The organism is Streptomyces sp. CY-1, assembly GCF_047218265.1.
In the GTDB taxonomy this organism is placed as follows: domain Bacteria; phylum Actinomycetota; class Actinomycetes; order Streptomycetales; family Streptomycetaceae; genus Streptomyces; species Streptomyces niphimycinicus.
Map to the genome: position 1 here is coordinate 5,785,541 of NZ_CP178393.1, position 14,797 is coordinate 5,800,337.

Annotated in this window: 14 protein-coding genes; all 14 read right to left on the bottom strand. The window is 71.6% G+C overall.

The features are described from left to right. Positions 1-56: 56 nt before the first annotated feature. Positions 57-1,781: a DHA2 family efflux MFS transporter permease subunit gene (locus ACK1X7_RS24850; protein ID WP_385138616.1), complete on the bottom strand. Its 1,725-nt coding sequence runs from the start codon at positions 1,779-1,781 to the stop codon at positions 57-59. A gap of 113 nt (positions 1,782-1,894) precedes the next feature. After that, positions 1,895-2,917: a class II fructose-bisphosphate aldolase gene (gene fbaA, locus ACK1X7_RS24855; RefSeq protein ID WP_385138613.1), complete on the bottom strand. Its 1,023-nt coding sequence runs from the start codon at positions 2,915-2,917 to the stop codon at positions 1,895-1,897. Positions 2,918-3,093: 176 nt separating this feature from the next. Further along, positions 3,094-3,639 carry an orotate phosphoribosyltransferase gene (pyrE, locus tag ACK1X7_RS24860; protein WP_361495545.1) on the bottom strand — a complete coding sequence of 182 codons (546 nt, stop codon included), beginning with the start codon at positions 3,637-3,639 and terminating at the stop codon, positions 3,094-3,096. 74 nt (positions 3,640-3,713) lie between these two features. Next, positions 3,714-4,529, bottom strand: a complete 816-nt coding sequence (locus ACK1X7_RS24865; RefSeq protein WP_390793774.1) for an aldose 1-epimerase — start codon at positions 4,527-4,529, stop codon at positions 3,714-3,716. Between the two features lie 25 nt (positions 4,530-4,554). Continuing rightward, entirely contained in the window at positions 4,555-5,454 is a 900-nt protein-coding gene (locus ACK1X7_RS24870; RefSeq protein ID WP_390793773.1) for an SRPBCC domain-containing protein, read from the bottom strand. A gap of 173 nt (positions 5,455-5,627) precedes the next feature. Then, a complete protein-coding gene (locus ACK1X7_RS24875; RefSeq protein WP_413116906.1) occupies positions 5,628-7,202 on the bottom strand; it encodes a polyamine aminopropyltransferase in 1,575 nt (524 codons plus the stop codon). A 119-nt stretch (positions 7,203-7,321) separates the two neighbouring features. Continuing rightward, positions 7,322-7,912, bottom strand: coding sequence for a DUF2617 family protein (locus ACK1X7_RS24880; protein WP_014053793.1), 591 nt, complete (start codon positions 7,910-7,912; stop codon positions 7,322-7,324). Between the two features lie 325 nt (positions 7,913-8,237). Next, positions 8,238-8,411 (bottom strand): hypothetical protein, encoded by a 174-nt coding sequence (locus ACK1X7_RS24885; RefSeq protein WP_413115650.1) that lies wholly within the window; start codon positions 8,409-8,411, stop codon positions 8,238-8,240. Positions 8,412-8,712: 301 nt separating this feature from the next. After that, positions 8,713-9,246 carry a hypothetical protein gene (locus ACK1X7_RS24890; protein ID WP_413115651.1) on the bottom strand — a complete coding sequence of 178 codons (534 nt, stop codon included), beginning with the start codon at positions 9,244-9,246 and terminating at the stop codon, positions 8,713-8,715. Further along, the gene (locus tag ACK1X7_RS24895) at positions 9,243-10,694 is read right to left on the bottom strand and encodes an ATP-binding protein (RefSeq protein ID WP_385148242.1); all 1,452 of its coding nucleotides are present in this window, start codon (positions 10,692-10,694) and stop codon (positions 9,243-9,245) included. Before ACK1X7_RS24895 ends, ACK1X7_RS24890 begins: the two co-directional genes overlap by 4 nt. After that, positions 10,691-11,389 (bottom strand): response regulator transcription factor, encoded by a 699-nt coding sequence (locus tag ACK1X7_RS24900; protein WP_413115652.1) that lies wholly within the window; start codon positions 11,387-11,389, stop codon positions 10,691-10,693. The genes ACK1X7_RS24895 and ACK1X7_RS24900 overlap by 4 nt, the downstream gene beginning before the upstream one ends. Positions 11,390-11,597: 208 nt before the next feature. Next, the gene (locus tag ACK1X7_RS24905; protein WP_385148237.1) at positions 11,598-12,776 is read right to left on the bottom strand and encodes an acyltransferase family protein; all 1,179 of its coding nucleotides are present in this window, start codon (positions 12,774-12,776) and stop codon (positions 11,598-11,600) included. Positions 12,777-12,793: 17 nt separating this feature from the next. Next, on the bottom strand, positions 12,794-13,651 hold the full coding sequence (locus ACK1X7_RS24910) for an SGNH hydrolase domain-containing protein (protein ID WP_385148234.1): 858 nt from the start codon (positions 13,649-13,651) through the stop codon (positions 12,794-12,796). Positions 13,652-13,751: 100 nt separating this feature from the next. After that, positions 13,752-14,702, bottom strand: a complete 951-nt coding sequence (locus tag ACK1X7_RS24915) for a DUF5996 family protein (RefSeq protein WP_413115653.1) — start codon at positions 14,700-14,702, stop codon at positions 13,752-13,754. Positions 14,703-14,797: the final 95 nt, after the last annotated feature.

A 14,797-nucleotide genomic window follows, 5' to 3' on the forward strand; every position in this document is an offset into this window, starting at 1 on the left:
CGCGTCCGGCGCGAGGAGGGGTGAAGAGGGGTGGCGAGGGGTGAAGAGGGCGCGGGTCAGGTGTCGGAGCGTCGCTCGCCCGGGTCCAGGGGCGGCGGCGCGGACAGATCGCCCGGGTCCAGGGGCGGCGCCGCCACACCGCAGTGGTACGCGCACTCAGGGCGGCACAGCAGCCCCTCCGGCCGTACGGCGCCCTCGGCACGTTCCACCGGCACGGCGGCGCCCGGCTCGGCCCGCTCCGGCGCCGGGCCCACCTCCGCGCCCGCCTCCGCACCCGCTTCGGCGCCCACTCCCGCCCCCGCGGCCGCCCCCGCGCCCGCCTCCAACCCCGCGGGCTCCAGCCCCACCGGCTCCAGAGCGTCCGAGCGCACCGTGCGCCAGGCGAGGACCGCCCCCACCACCAGCACCCCGGCGCAGATCGGCATCGCCCGCCGGAAGGTGTCCCCGAACGCGTCCGCCGACCGGTACGCCTCCGGGCCCATCCCCGCGAGCAGCGGCAGCGCCGCCACCGCGATCAGGCCCGCCGCACGGGCCGCCGCGTTGTTGACGCCACTGGCCAGACCCGCGCGGGCGACGTCCACCGAGGCCAGGACGGTCGCGGTGAGCGGGGCGACCACCACCACCATGCCCATGCCCAGCACCAGCAGCGCGGGCAGGATGTCCCGCCAGTAGACCGCCCCCACCCCGGCCCGGGTCATCAGCAGCATCCCCGCCGCGCACAGCAGCGGGCCCACGGTCAGCGGAATCCGCGGGCCGATGCGCTTGCCCAGCTCTCCCGAACGGGCCGACAGCAGCAGCATCAGCGTGGTCGTCGGCAGCAGCGCGGTACCGGCGGCGAGCGCGGAGTAGCCCACGACCACCTGAAGATCGAGCACCGAGAGGAAGAAGAAGCCGCCGAAGGCCGCGTAGACGCACAGGGTCACCGCGTTGACGGCGCTGAACTGGCGGGAGGAGAAGATGGAGAGCGGCAGCATCGGCTCGCGCCGTCTGCGCTCCACGGCGACGAAGACCACCCCCATCGCCAGCCCGGCGACGGCCGGAACGACCACGGCGGGCGAGGCGCCCTTCTGCGGCGCGGCGATCAGCGCGTAGGTGATCAGCCCGAGGGTCGCCGCCCCCAGCAGGGCGCCGAGGACATCGAACCGCCCGTGCGCCCGCGGATTGCTGGTCTCCGGTACATGGCGCAAAGCCACCGGCACACACACCGCGGCCAGCGGCACATTGATGAAGAACACCCAGCGCCAGCCGGGCCCGTCCACCAGCCAGCCGCCGAGGAACGGCCCGATCGCCGCCCCGATCCCGCCGAAGCCGGACCACAGCCCGATCGCCCGCGCCCGGTCGTCGGGGTGGATCACCGACTGGATCAGCGCGAGCGACCCGGGGGTGAGCAGCGCCCCGCCGATGCCTTGCAGCGCCCGCGCGGCGATGAGCACCCCGGCGTTCGGCGCCAGCCCGCACACCAGCGAGGCCAGCGAGAACCACACCACCCCGGTGACGAACACCCGCCGCCGCCCGAACCGGTCCCCGAGCGCACCGCCGAGCAGGATCAGCCCGGCGAGGGTGAGCATGTAGGCGTTGACGGTCCACTGGAGTACGGGGAGATCGGCACCCAGGTCGAGCCCGATGCGCGGCAGGGCGACATTGACGACGGTGCTGTCGAGCAGGGCCATGGCGGAGCCCAGCACGGTGGTGAACACCAGCCACCGCCCGGCCGGCACGGAAAGCCTGACCGGCTCACCGTTGCCCGGAGCGCGGCCCGCTCCGGGCGTGGCGCCGCCCATACCTGGATCATCCCTCGGGTCGGCCCCGCAGAGCCAGCGCAGAACGCGAACGGGCCCGGCGACTCGCCGCGAAGGCGAGCCGCCGGGCCCGTAAGGGCGAGCCGGAGAACGAACTACTTCAGCTTCGTCCCGGTGGACCGAAGGTTCGCGCAAGCCTGGGTGACCCGCTCCGACATCCCCTTCTCGGCCAGCTTCCCCCAGCTCCGCGGGTCGTACTGCTTCTTGTTGCCGACCTCGCCGTCGACCTTCAGCACCCCGTCGTAGTTGCGGAACATGTGGTCCGCGATCGGGCGGGTGAAGGCGTACTGGGTGTCCGTGTCGAGGTTCATCTTCACCACGCCGTTCTCCAGCGCGGTGCGGATCTCCTCCTCCGTGGAGCCGGAGCCGCCGTGGAAGACGAAGTAGAACGGGTCCTGCTTGCCGTACTTCGCCGCGACACCGTCCTGGAGCTCACGCAGCAGCTCCGGGCGGAGGACGACATTGCCCGGCTTGTAGACGCCGTGGACGTTGCCGAAGGAGGCGGCGAGCAGGTAGCGGCCCTTGTCGCCCAGGCCGATGGCCTCGGCGGTGCGCAGCGCGTCATCGACCGTCGTGTACAGCTTGTCGTTGATCTCGTGGGTGACGCCGTCCTCCTCGCCACCGGTCGGGGTGATCTCGACCTCGAGGATGATCTTCGCCTTGACGGCCTCGGCGAGCAGCTCCCGCGCGATGCGGAGGTTGTCGTCGAGCGTCTCGGCGGAGCCGTCCCACATATGGGACTGGAACAGCGGGTTCTGACCGTTGGCCACGCGCTCCTGGGAGATCTTGAGCAGCGGACGGACATAGCCGTCCAGCTTGTCCTTCGGGCAGTGGTCGGTGTGGAGGGCGATGTTCACCGGGTACTTCTCGGCGACGACATGCGCGAACTCGGCCAGACCGACCGCACCGGTCACCATGTCCTTGCTGTACTGGCCACCCAGGAACTCGGCACCACCGGTGGAGATCTGGACGATGCCGTCGCTCTCCGCCTCGGCGAAGCCGCGGAGGGCGGCGTGCAGAGTCTGCGTCGAGGTCACATTGATCGCCGGGTAGGCGAACTTGCCCGCCTTCGCCCGGTCGAGCATCTCGTTGTAGATCTCAGGGGATGCGATGGGCATCTGACCGCTCCTTGTATGTGCGGGTTAGTCGTACTCGGCCCTGACCTAGGGGCGACGTCATCGTCGGGGCCATAATCCCAGACTCCGTCGATTGCTCCACACGGCGCACGCGGAGACCACACGGACGGGGGTGGGTGGTTTCACGTGAAACGTCCGACCACCCCACCCGCCACGATTCAGCTCAGCTCGAGGTCGGTGAGCGAGTACGCCGGGAGGTACGGCAGTCCGGCGTCCGCGATCGCCGGCGCGGCGCCGCGCTCGACGATCGTCGCCACCGCGACGACCTCAGCGCCCGCCTCCCGTGCCGCCTCCACCGCGGTCAGCGGCGAACCGCCGGTGGTGGAGGTGTCCTCGACCACCAGCACCCGGCGGCCCGTGATGTCCGGGCCCTCGATCCGCCGCTGCATCCCGTGCGTCTTCTGGGCCTTGCGGACCACGAAGGCGTCGAGCCGGCGTCCGCGCGCGGCCGCCGCGTGCAGCATGGACGTTGCCACCGGGTCGGCGCCCAGCGTCAGACCGCCCACGGCGTCGTACTCCAGCTCTGCCGTGGCCTCGAGCATGACCTGCCCGACCAGCGGCGCGGCCTCGGCGTCCAGGGTGATCCGGCGCAGGTCGATGTAGTAGTCGGCCTCACGCCCGGAGGAGAGGGTCACCTTGCCGTGGACCACGGCCTTGTCCTTGATCTGCTGTAGCAGGGCGTCACGCGCATCGCTCATGCGCATGAGCTTAGGCGGTGGCCCTCAGGCGGTGGCCCTCGGAACCCCTCAAGGCACTCCATACCGTGAGACCGACCGCGTCAGGCCAGCGTGCGCCAGCTCCAGGTCATGGAGAGCTCCAGCGGATCGATGGGGGTGACCAGGCGGGGCAGGAGGTTGAGGCCGTTGGGCGGGCCGGACTGCGGTTCGACGCACACCGCCTCCGCCTGCTCGTCGTAGACGACCACCCACTCCGTCCGGCTGCTGACCTTCAGCTCGAGCCGGCCGGGCCAGGTGAGCGTGACGTCCACCCCCTGCGGCATCCCGAAGCAGTCGTCCCAGGGGCCGGGCTTCGGCGCGATCCGGCGGCCGGTGGGGAGGTGGTCGTCCCCGCGCTCCTCCTGCCATGCGGCGTCGAAGGCGATCTCGGCATCGGCGCCGCCGTCGCCCAGGTTCCGCAGGAACCACGGATGCCAGCCCGCCTGCGCCGGGAAGGAATCGCCCTCGGTCTCCACGCTCATGGTGACGGTCGCGCTGTCCGGGGAGAGCTCGAAGGTCTGGGTGACCCGGCCCTCGTACGGCCAGGGGTCGGCGAGGTCGTAGGTGAAGGCCGCGCTGGACTCCCCGCTCCTGACCTGGCTCCATGCCACGTTCCGGCCGGTCCCGTGGATCGCGTGCGGCGGGGAGTTGATGGGCAGTTGGTGGATCTGCCCGCCGTTGCGGAACCGGCCAAGACCGGTCCGGCCGCACCACGGCACCATCGGGAACGCCCCGAACCGCGGGCCCTGTCGCAGCAGCTCCGTACCGCCGATGCGCAGTGAACCGATACGGCAGCCGTTCTCGGGCGAGACGGTCAGCTCGGCGTCCCCGGCGGTCAGCCGTACGCCCTTGGTCTCCGGTGTCTCTTCGGTGGTCACAGCTACCGACCCTATGCGCACACGCTCATCGGCGGCGGCGAAGTACGCGACGGCCCACGACGACGACGGAGGCGAGCACCACGGCCGCGGCGGGCGCGGCCCAGCGCAGTGTGGCGCTGGTGGAGACGGTCTCGGGCGCGGGGACGGGGGCGTAGCGGCCGCGCGGCGGGGCGTGGTCGACCTCCTCGGTGGAGCGGCCGATCATCGTGCGGCGGGCGTGGGCGGCCTCGGCCGGGGGCTCGTCGTCCAGGTCGTCGAGATCGGCGAGGTCGCCGAAGCCGACGGGCTCCTCGGCGGCGTCCGCGTCGTCGACGTCCTCGAGGTCGCCGACGTCGTCGATGTCCATGTCGTCGGCCGACAGCGGAAGCTCGGCCTCGGTCGGCAGCCCGGACTCCTCCGCGGCAACGCCCGTGCCGGCGTCGCCGGCCTCGTCGCCGGTGGCCTCGTCAGTGGGCCCGGCGGTGGGCCTGCCGGGGGTCTCGTCCTCGGTGGGCGCGGTGATCGGGGACGTCTGGAGCCCGGCGGTGAGCGCCGAGGCGAACCGGTCCAGCATGCGGCGGGCCACCGTCGTGGACGCCTCGTCGTCGAACTCGGCCAGCCGCCCCTCGCTGTGCACCGTCCCGGCGAAGCCCAGCTCCGTACCGCCCTCGACGGGCCTCGGCGTCACGGTCAGCGCCAGCTTCACCGAGCCGCTGCCGCGCGCCTCGGTGCCCTCGCCCTCGATCTCGAAGACATCGGCGCGCCGACCGACGCGCAGCACACCGCGGTAGGTGATGGTGGACCCGCCGATACGCAGCCGCAACCGGCCGGAAAGCGGCCCGGCGGCCTCATCGGCGTCCCGCTGGAGCCCGGGAACGCAACGGGCGACGCGATCGGGCTCCGCGAGCGCCAGCCGGACGGTGTCGACGGGAAACGGAACGAACACCTCATGCTCCATAGCTCAAGACACTACCCATCGCTCGTTATCTGAGACCCGTTCCCCGTCAACTTTCCGCACCGGGCGCGCCGCCCACCGCCGGGCCACGGCGGCCTTGCCCTGTGGTCGCCCCCTGCGATCCCCCTGAGGCTTTGCCCCCGGCGAGGGCCCGCCAGGGCGCCTCACTCCCCATACCGCGGATGCATCAGCGTGGAGGGAGGCGGCCCCGCCTCCCGATGCCGCTCGGCCGTGCGGCGGGCCGCCCGTAGCCCCTCCTCCGTCAGCGAGCGCGGCCGCGGATCGTGCGGGGCCAGCCGCAGCCCCACCGGGGAGCGCGCGGCCAGCACAAAGCCCCAGTCGTGCGGGGAGCCACGGCCGGGACGCGGGGTGTCGATCACATAGGGCGCGGTCCGCAGCCCGACCGAGCGCATCGTCGCGTCCACCGTCCAGAACGCCCGCGGGTCGGGCCGCAGCGGCCCGGCGTGGACCACCAGCCGGCCGCCGGGCGCCAGCACCCGCTCGGCCAGGCCGTAGAACTCCTGCGAGTAGTACTTGGTGCTCGGGGTAAGCTCGGGGGCGGGCAGATCGCAGACCACCACGTCGTACGCCATGGACCGGCGCAGCCAGTCGAAGGCGTCCGCCGTCACCGCGCGCACCCGCGGGTCGCGGTAGGCGCCGCCGTTGAGCGCGGACAGGCCCGGATCGCGCCGGGCCAGCCGCGCCACCTCCGCGTCGCGCTCCACGACGGTCACCGAACGGACCCCCGGGTACCTCAGGGCCTCGCGCGCCGCGAGCCCGTCGCCCCCGCCCAGCACCAGGACCCGGCCATGCGGTCCGGCGGCCATCGCCGGGTGGATCAGCGCCTCGTGGTAGCGGACCTCGTCGCGCCCGCTGACCCGCAGCCGCCCGTTGACGAAGAGGGCCAGCGGCCGCCCGCTCGCGCCGCCGCCCACGAGCACGATCTCCTGCTCGCCGGTGCGCAGCGCGACCCGCACCCCCGGTCCGTAGACGGCCTGCCGGGCGGCCCGCTCGAAGGAGGGGGTCAGCACGGCACCGGCGGTCAGCGCGGCGAGCACCAGCCCGTTGGCGACGATCAGGGTCCACCGCGCCCGTACGGTCAGATCGCGGCGGAACAGCCAGAGCACCAGCGCCCCGCCCGCGACCGCGTTGACCGCGCCGGTGACCAGCGCGCCGGTCAACTGCCCGAACGCGGGCAGCAGCAGAAACGGAAAGGCGAGCCCGCCGACCAGCGCGCCCACATAGTCCGCCGCGAACAGATCGGCGACCGCGCCGCCCGCGTCCTGTCGGCGCACCCGCTGGATGAGGGTCATCAGCAGCGGCACCTCGGCCCCGATGAGCACCCCGATCGCGAACGAGAAGCCGACGAGCGCGGAGCGCGAGTGGCCGCCCCATGCGAAGCACGCGTACAGCGCCATCGCCGAACAGCCGCCGACGAGCGCGAGAACCGCCTCGACCGCGCCGAAGCCGACGGCGGCCCGGCAGCGCAGCCGCTTGGCCAGCAGCGAGCCGACGCCCATGGCGAAGACCATCACGGACAGCACCACGGATGCCTGGGTGACCGAGTCACCCGCCAAGTACGAGGCCAGCGCGACGAGTTCGAGCTCGTAGACGAGACCACAGGCGGCGCAGACGAAAACGGCACCGAGAACGAGGAAGCGGCCGAGCGCCGCCGTCACGGGCAGCCGCGCCGGAGGGCCGGACTCCGGCGACGACGGCGCATCCGAGACGGCGGACATCGGCGAATCGATCACAAAGGGAACGCTACGTTACATATCGCTTACGCCTCGTCCCCCACACGAGTGCATTGCCGTTCACGCATCGGGCATCGATGACCTCGCGAACACCTGGACCCCCTTTAGGCACACGGCACTTGGGGCGACCGCCCATCGGGCAGGCCACCTATCTCGAGGCCGCCCGCGCCCGGCGGGCGGAGCGCGGCCGGCACCCGGGCCCCCACACAGGTGCGGGTGGTGACCAACCGCCCCTCCTGGGGGTAGGCATGCCAGGTCCGCCACCCCACCGTGCCCTCGTGCCACTGCGCGAGCAGCGCCGTGAACGCGTTCGGACTGCCGGGAAACGTACCCGCCAGCCCGTGCGGATGGTCGGCCACCAGCGCGAGCAGCTCCTGCGCGCGCCCGGCGAAGGCTCCTTGCGACAACTCCTCGACGCGCGCCGCGAATTCGTATTCGCGGCCGTCGACGAGGGTGGAAACCCCCAGCGGAAGCGCGGTGCTGTTGCCGGACATACAGGCCACGGTCTCCGAGCAACGGCTGCCCTCCCCTTCGAGGAGGACCTGATGCGAGGCTCCCAGGAGCCTCAACTGGACGTCGAAACCGTGGAGTTGGAGATCAAGCACGGCGAGGGCGGGAAGCGGTTCCCGTCCCAGGCCCCAGGCGAGGTCAGCGGCGCGGGTATCGGTGTAGGCAGTCTTGAGGGTCGTGAGCATGGATCGGCTCCGCAAGCACGCATTGGAAAAAAGATGGGCCGACTCGGCCCCGCGGTGGACCAGGGGCATGCGCATACGCCGGCTCGTGCCCACGTGGGGCCGTAAGGTCGATGGTGGTATACGGAATCATGAAATGCTGGGCGCCACATCGTTTTTACCCATCTTCGCCGGGTTTCCACCCCCTAGGGCGCCTTCTAGGGCAAGTGTTCAACAAGCCCGCGCCCGGCGCACGTTGGCGCGCCGGGCGCGGGCTCATTGCTTCACGGCCGTTGGAACGGCGTGGCGCCCAGATGGACGGCGTGACCGTAAGGACGGCGTAGCGACCTCAAGGACGCGTGGTGGCCAGGAGATCCAGGGGATCAGGCGCCCCCACCGCAGCCACCGCCACCGCCACCACCGCCGCCACCGCAGCCGCCTCCACCACCGCAACCACTTCCGCCGCCACAGCCACCGCCGCCGTGGTGCCCACCCCCGTGATGGCCACCACCGCCGTCGCCACCGGCCCACCAGCTACCACCGGCCGCCCCGCCGGACCCCGCGCTCCAGGACCGCTTGCGCCGCCCGCTGTACCCCTTCGACCGACCGGCGCCCAGCGCGGCGACCGCCGCGAACGTGAACGCCACCACGACCAAGATGACGACAGGACCCATGGTCCTCACTCTCCTTCCCATCCCCCGTAGCGAGGTACCGCTTCGTACCTGTCGTCTCCCCTGCCCGACCTCACCCGGGTCGAAAGCGAAGTTGAGGAAGTCCAGAGGTTCAGCGAGCACGACCGCCCCGGCCGCACCCGCCGCCCCAGGTCAACTCCTCGGCACGGGGGTGACATTGCCCGCCGCGTCGCATCGCACGGTCCATGCCGTCGTGTAGCCCGCCTCATAGACCCGTACGTCCACATCGGGGGACCGCTTGCCGCCGGGTACCCGGGCGTTGGCCGTCGTGCAGATGATCTGGCTGAGGCCGAGGCTGCCGCCGCCGGTCATGTTCGACACGGACACCGGGAGGTACAGGTCCACGGCGCCGTCGGCGGCCCGCGCGATCAGGCGCCCGAGATTCGAGGGCACCTCCGTGCTCAGGCCACGGGCCCGCTCGGCCGTATCGGGGCCCTTGAGGAGGAGGTCGAGGGCCTGTTGCGGACTCGCGGGGGAGGCCACTTCACGGGGCGCGGCCCGCAGGCCGTAGGGGCCGACGAAGTAGAGTCGGGCGTAGGGGGACGCGGAGCCCTTCTGCAGACCGGAGGCCGGGGCACCGGCCGGGACCGGGCCGGCGGAACCGACCCCGCACCCCACCGAGCAGGCGGCCAACAGCACGGCGACGGCGGCGAGTCGGCGTTTCATGAACGTTCCTCCGGGGCGGGCGTGTGCGGGAGGGTCACGGTGAACACGGCGCCATGGTCCGGGAGGTTGGCGGCGGTGAGGGTGCCGTCGTGCAGCCGTACGTTCTCCGTCGCGATGGCGAGCCCGAGGCCGCTGCCTTCGGAGCGGGACCGCGCGGCGTCCGCCTTGTAGAAACGGTCGAAGACATGCGGCAGGACGTCATCCGGGATGCCGGGGCCGTGGTCGGCGACCTCGATCACGACGGCCTCCGGTGTGGAGGTCGCCCGGACGGTGACGGGCGCGGTGCCATGCCGCAGTGCGTTGCCGATCAGGTTGGCGAGGACGACGTCGATACGCCGTGCGTCGACCCGGATGCGCGGATCGTCCTCGGGAAGCTCGGTGATCACCTCGTCCGGCTCCCGCCAGCCGCGCAGTTGAACTGTCTTGTGGATGACGGTGCGCAGGCTCACGTCGTCCAGGTGCAGGACCGCCGAGCCCGCGTCGAAGCGGGATATCTCCATCAGGTCCTCCACCATGACGGCCAGCTTGCGGGTCTCGTCGCTGATGAGGAGGACCGCGTCGGCGGTGTCCGGGGGGAGCGTGCCGGAGCGGGCGTCCTCGTCGAGGGCGTCGGTGACGGCGGCCATGGCGGCGAGCGGGGTGCGCAGTTCGTGCGAGACGTCGGCGGCGAATCGGCGGGCGTTGGCCTCCATACGCCGTAGTTCCGCATCGTCTCGTTCCACCGTGGCGGCCATCGTGTTGAACGTGCTGGTCAGCGCGGCGAGTTCGTCCTTGCCTACGACATCCAGGCGGGTGTCGAGGGCCCCCGATGTGATCTTCTGGGCCGCGGTACGCAGTTGTCGTACCGGACGCAGTACCCGGCGGGCCGCGAACAGGGCGGGGACGACGGCGAAGGCGAGTGTGGGGACGGCTCCCGCCCAGGCCGCGGTGATCAGCGCGGAGATATCGGCCCGTTCGCCGTGCAGCGACAGAACCGCGTAGACGACGAGCCCCGACGGTTTCTCCACGCCATCGCCGCGGCTGGTGTAGGTCACCGGCATGCCGATGAGCAGCCGGGGATCACCGGTGCGCTCCACACGCTCGTAGTAGGTGGTGTCGCCGTCCTTTGTCGCGGCGCGCAGGGCGCCGCCGATCTCGTCCGCGGTGCCGATGAGCGGGCCGCCGTCACGGGAGACGGCCGTATGCCAGCCGCGCGATCCCGAGGCGCGGTCCAGTTGGCGCGCGAAGGTGCGCAGGTCCGTGGGGGTGGGGTCGGGCGGCAGATTGGGAGCGAGCGACTCGATCTGAAGGCGCAGGTCGCGGACGGCGCTGTTCTGGGTGCGGTCCAGGATGGCGCTGCGGGCCTGGCGGAAGGTGAGCGCGGCGGTGATGAGCGCGCTGAGCGCGGCGACCAGGAGGAAGGCGACGACCAGGCGCGGGCGCAGGCCGCGCGGGAGCACGAGTCTCATGCGGGCAGCGGGCCGAAGCGGTAGCCGAAGCCGCGCACGGTCTGGACGTACACCGGGTGGCGCGGGTCTTCCTCGATCTTGGCGCGCAGCCGCATCACGCAGGCGTCGACCAGACGGGCGTCCCCGTAGTAGCTGTGCTCCCAGATGTCTTCGAGCAACTGCTGGCGGCTGAAGGTCCGCTTCGGCGCGGCGCTGAGGAAGAGCAGCAGCTTCAGCTCGGACGGGGCGAGCGGGAGTTCCGCACCGCGCTTGCGGGCGATCAGCGCGTCGCGGTCGATCTCCAGATCGCCCACGGTGGTGCAGCCGGCAGCCGCGCCGGTGTCGGCCTGGGCGGGCGCGACGCGGCGCAGCACCGCGCGCATACGGGCCTCGATGACCGCGGCGCTGGCGGGCTTGACGACATAGTCGTCGGCGCCCGCCTCCAGGCCGATCACGACGTCCATGTCGTCGCCGCGCGCGGACAGGATCACGATCGGCAGACGGCTGGTCTCGCGGATACGGCCGCACACCTCCAGGCCGCTCATGCCGGGCAGCATCAGATCGAGGAGCACGAGGTCGGGCTTGAAGGCGGCCAGCGCCTCCAGACCGTCCTCGCCGGTGCCGACCGCCTCGGTCTCGTGCCCATTGCGGGACAGGCCCAGGACGACACCGCGGCGTACGGCCGGATCGTCCTCGATCAACAGTACGCGGTGCATGGACAGGGCTCCTTCCACAGAGCGTGCGGCAATCCGGTCTCAGCATGCGGTTGTCCGGTAGCAGCACGCGGCCATCCGGCATGGGCGTGTGCGGTTGTCCGGCATCCGCACGCGGCTATCCGGCATGGGCGTGCGGTTGTCCGGCGTCGAGGAGGTATCGGGCAGTCGCCCACGGTGCGGCCGAGCCGCCGCCCGTTCGCGTGGATCATCACCTCAGCCGGCTGATGTCGACAGTACCCGCGCCCAGCACCGGGACCGGGACCGCCATCCACAGCGTGACCCCGATGAGGGCCAGCGCCGCCACCGCCGCCGGGCCGCGCCGACCGCACGCCCACCCCGAGCGGAACCGCACCGGGTCCTCGACCAGCCGCTTCGTCACCGCGGCGGCCATCAGCGACACCCCGATCGCCACGGCCGCGGCGCCCCAGTCCCCGAGCCCGGAGAGCCGGGGCAGCAACAGCAGATACACCGGCCAGTGCCACAGGTACAGGCTGTAGGAGACCTCACCCATGCGGCGCGGCAGGCGGCTGCCCGCGATCCGGGCCGCGCGGGTGCCCGGTACCTGGGCCATCAGGGCGATCAGCACCGCAGCCGCCAGGGAGTGCAGGAAGAGGCCGCCCTGGAAGAGCCGTGGAGCCTTCTCGCCCTCGGCCATCGCCCACGCCGCCACGAGCCCGCCCGCCAGGACCAGGCACACCAGGTCGGCCGCGCGGCGCGGCACCCGGCGCGCGAGATCGCGTACCGGCGCGGTGGCCACCAGCGCCCCGAGCAGCAGCGCGGCAGCGCGGGTGTCGGTGCCCTCGTAGGCGCGGGTGGTGTCCACCGCGGCGCCGAGCGAGACGGTCAGGGCGAGGGAGACCAGGGCGCCCGACCCGGCGAGCAGGGCCACGATCCGCTCGCCGTACCGGCCCCAGGCCGCCACCGCCACCACCAGCGGCCAGGCCAGATAGAACTGCCACTCCACGCCGATGCTCCACAGATGGGCGAAGGCCCGGCTGTCGGAGGCATTCCAGTAACCGATCTGCTCGGCGATGTAGTGCCAGTTGACGGCCTGGGCCCCGACCCACGGCACATCGTCGAGTGCGAACCGCAGTTGGGCCGGGGTGCCCCAGGCCCACATCGCCACCATGGTCACGACCACCGCGCAGACCAGGGCGGGCAGCAGACGACGGGCGCGACGGCCCCAGAACGCGGCCAGGGCGATCCGGCCGCGCCCCGCCGTCTCGCCGAGGAGCAGCCCGGTGATCAGGAACCCGGACAGCACGAAGAACAGATCGACCCCGAGGAAGCCGCCGCGCAGCAGCCCGGCGTGGAAGAGCAGCACGGCCGCGACCGCGAACCCGCGCAGCCCGTCGAGGGCGGCGATATGCGCACGACGCTCACTCACCACGATGCGCCGCTTCCTCAACCGTCGCACTTGAGCTTGGCAAACCGGTCATTACCGGTCCACGAGCCGTTGGCCCAGGTCTCCACGGCCGCGGGCGTGAAGCCCTTCTTGCCGAGTTCCGTCTTACTGAGCTCCGTGGCGAACCAGGCGGCGAAGGAAGCCGCCCCCTGCTGGCAGTTGTGGATCCCGTCGGAAGCGCGCTGAGCCTTCTTCACCGAGGCATCGGCGCCCCACAGCCGCGCGGCATCGAGGAACACCGCCGCGCCGCCGCTGTTGTCGGCGACCTCCTTGGCCACCGGGGAGGCGGTACGCATCTGCGGCTCGTACTTCTCGTAGAACCCGTCGATCTTGATGGGCGGGGTCGGTACGAACACCGCCTTGGCCCCGGCGTCCTCGGCCGTCCTGACGAGCTTTTCGTAGGCGGCGCGCTGCTGATCCCGGCTTCCCCAGTCGTACGTGGTGACCTGGTAGGCGATCACGGTGGGCTGGAACGATTCGACGTTCTTGGCCAGTTGCCGCCATGTGTCGGCAGCGATCATCTTCGTGATCTTCTCGTTGCCGGCGACAACCGTGCCCCCACCGTCGGACGAGGCGTCCTTGAACTCCACGCCGCCCGCTTTCAGGGCCGCACCCAGGGCAGGGCCTTCGGCGCCCGCGATGGAGTCGCCCATCCACAGCACCTTCGTACCGGTCCGCCGCACCTCTTCCGCCGTCGTGCTCTTCCCCTCCGCCCGCCCACCGGAGCCCGAACCGCCGCACCCGACCAGGGCGACACCGAGCGCGACGGCCGCGGCCACCGTGGTCAGGACGTGACGGGAGGGGCGCCGGGAGGACGTATACGGATACCGGGAACGGGACGTGTGGTTACTGTTCATGCGCCCAGCACAACAGCCCGGATGCCGCTTTCCGCCCGCCGTCATCGTTTGCTCATACGGCGGGCAACAAACGCTCATGAAGCGCAGGAAGGGGAGCGTGTCAGCGAATGCGGTGCTCCCAGTGACGCGGGTCGGCTTCCAGGACCGCGCGATCCCAGTCGGCCAGTTCGGCGGCCGCCTCGTAGGTGCTGTTCAGGAATTCGCTCAGCGTCCGGTCCGGATCGGCCGCGGTGGCGACCGTCTCGTAGGGCAGCACGAACTCGCCGACGTCCCGCCGGTACGAGGCCGTCGCGGGCTGGACCGGCTGGTCGGCGAAACCGGCGGGCTCGGGGTAGGCGTAGGAGTAGAAGCCGCCCTCCTCGCCGCCGCCGGGCCAGAAGCCGCAACTGGACAGCTCGACGGAGTACGCCTCCTGCGTCACCCGGTCCGGCAGATTCGGCACCCCGCCGGGGGGATGCGGCGGCGCGGTGCGGCCGGAGAAGCGGGTCACGGCCAGGTCCATCGCTCCCCAGAAGAAGTGCACGGGGCTGGCCTTGCCGACGAAATGCGACCTGAATTCCCCGAACACCCGTTGCGCGCTCAGCAATTGGCCCCAGAAGAGCCGGGTGGCGTGTGGGTCGTACACCGCGTGCCGGTGATCCTCGGGGAATGGAATCGACACGGGCACCTCGTTCGGGCGGGGGTACACCCGGGTCTGGATGCCCAGCTCTCCCAGCACACCCATGATCTCGGAGTAGAACTGGGACACCGATTTGGACTCCAGCGCCAGCTCGCGTCGGCTCCCGTCACTGACCCGAATCCCCAGCCGCTGATCGACGAAGTCGAACTCGATATCGAACGCCCCGGACCGATACGGAATCGTCGACGTACTCAGCCCGCGCGGCGTGACATACAGGGTCACCTGCCACCACTGATTGGCCGGTGGCGCATGATCCAGCCGGATCTTCCCGACAATCTGGGTCCACATATGCAGCGTGTCCCGCGCCTCGGCCCAGTCCTCCAGCCGAAGCCGCGGCCAGGCCCCCGCCTGCTGTGTCATGTGCTTGGCCATCTCGCCTCCCGCGGGGCCTCACGACTCCGGCAAAAGCGCAATCGATCACAGTCAATGCATTCCGACCCGGCCGAGTACCCGCCCATCACGCCGAT

Coding starts and splice junctions, on each gene's coding strand:
- ACK1X7_RS24910 (WP_385148234.1), bottom strand. CDS start 13,651: ATGAACAGTAACCACACGTCCCGTTCCCGGTATCCGTATACGTCCTCC.
- ACK1X7_RS24850 (WP_385138616.1), bottom strand. CDS start 1,781: ATGGGCGGCGCCACGCCCGGAGCGGGCCGCGCTCCGGGCAACGGTGAG.
- ACK1X7_RS24880 (WP_014053793.1), bottom strand. CDS start 7,912: ATGCTCACGACCCTCAAGACTGCCTACACCGATACCCGCGCCGCTGAC.
- pyrE (WP_361495545.1), bottom strand. CDS start 3,639: ATGCGCATGAGCGATGCGCGTGACGCCCTGCTACAGCAGATCAAGGAC.
- ACK1X7_RS24915 (WP_413115653.1), bottom strand. CDS start 14,702: ATGGCCAAGCACATGACACAGCAGGCGGGGGCCTGGCCGCGGCTTCGG.
- ACK1X7_RS24875 (WP_413116906.1), bottom strand. CDS start 7,202: ATGTCCGCCGTCTCGGATGCGCCGTCGTCGCCGGAGTCCGGCCCTCCG.
- ACK1X7_RS24900 (WP_413115652.1), bottom strand. CDS start 11,389: ATGCACCGCGTACTGTTGATCGAGGACGATCCGGCCGTACGCCGCGGT.
- ACK1X7_RS24890 (WP_413115651.1), bottom strand. CDS start 9,246: ATGAAACGCCGACTCGCCGCCGTCGCCGTGCTGTTGGCCGCCTGCTCG.
- ACK1X7_RS24895 (WP_385148242.1), bottom strand. CDS start 10,694: ATGAGACTCGTGCTCCCGCGCGGCCTGCGCCCGCGCCTGGTCGTCGCC.
- fbaA (WP_385138613.1), bottom strand. CDS start 2,917: ATGCCCATCGCATCCCCTGAGATCTACAACGAGATGCTCGACCGGGCG.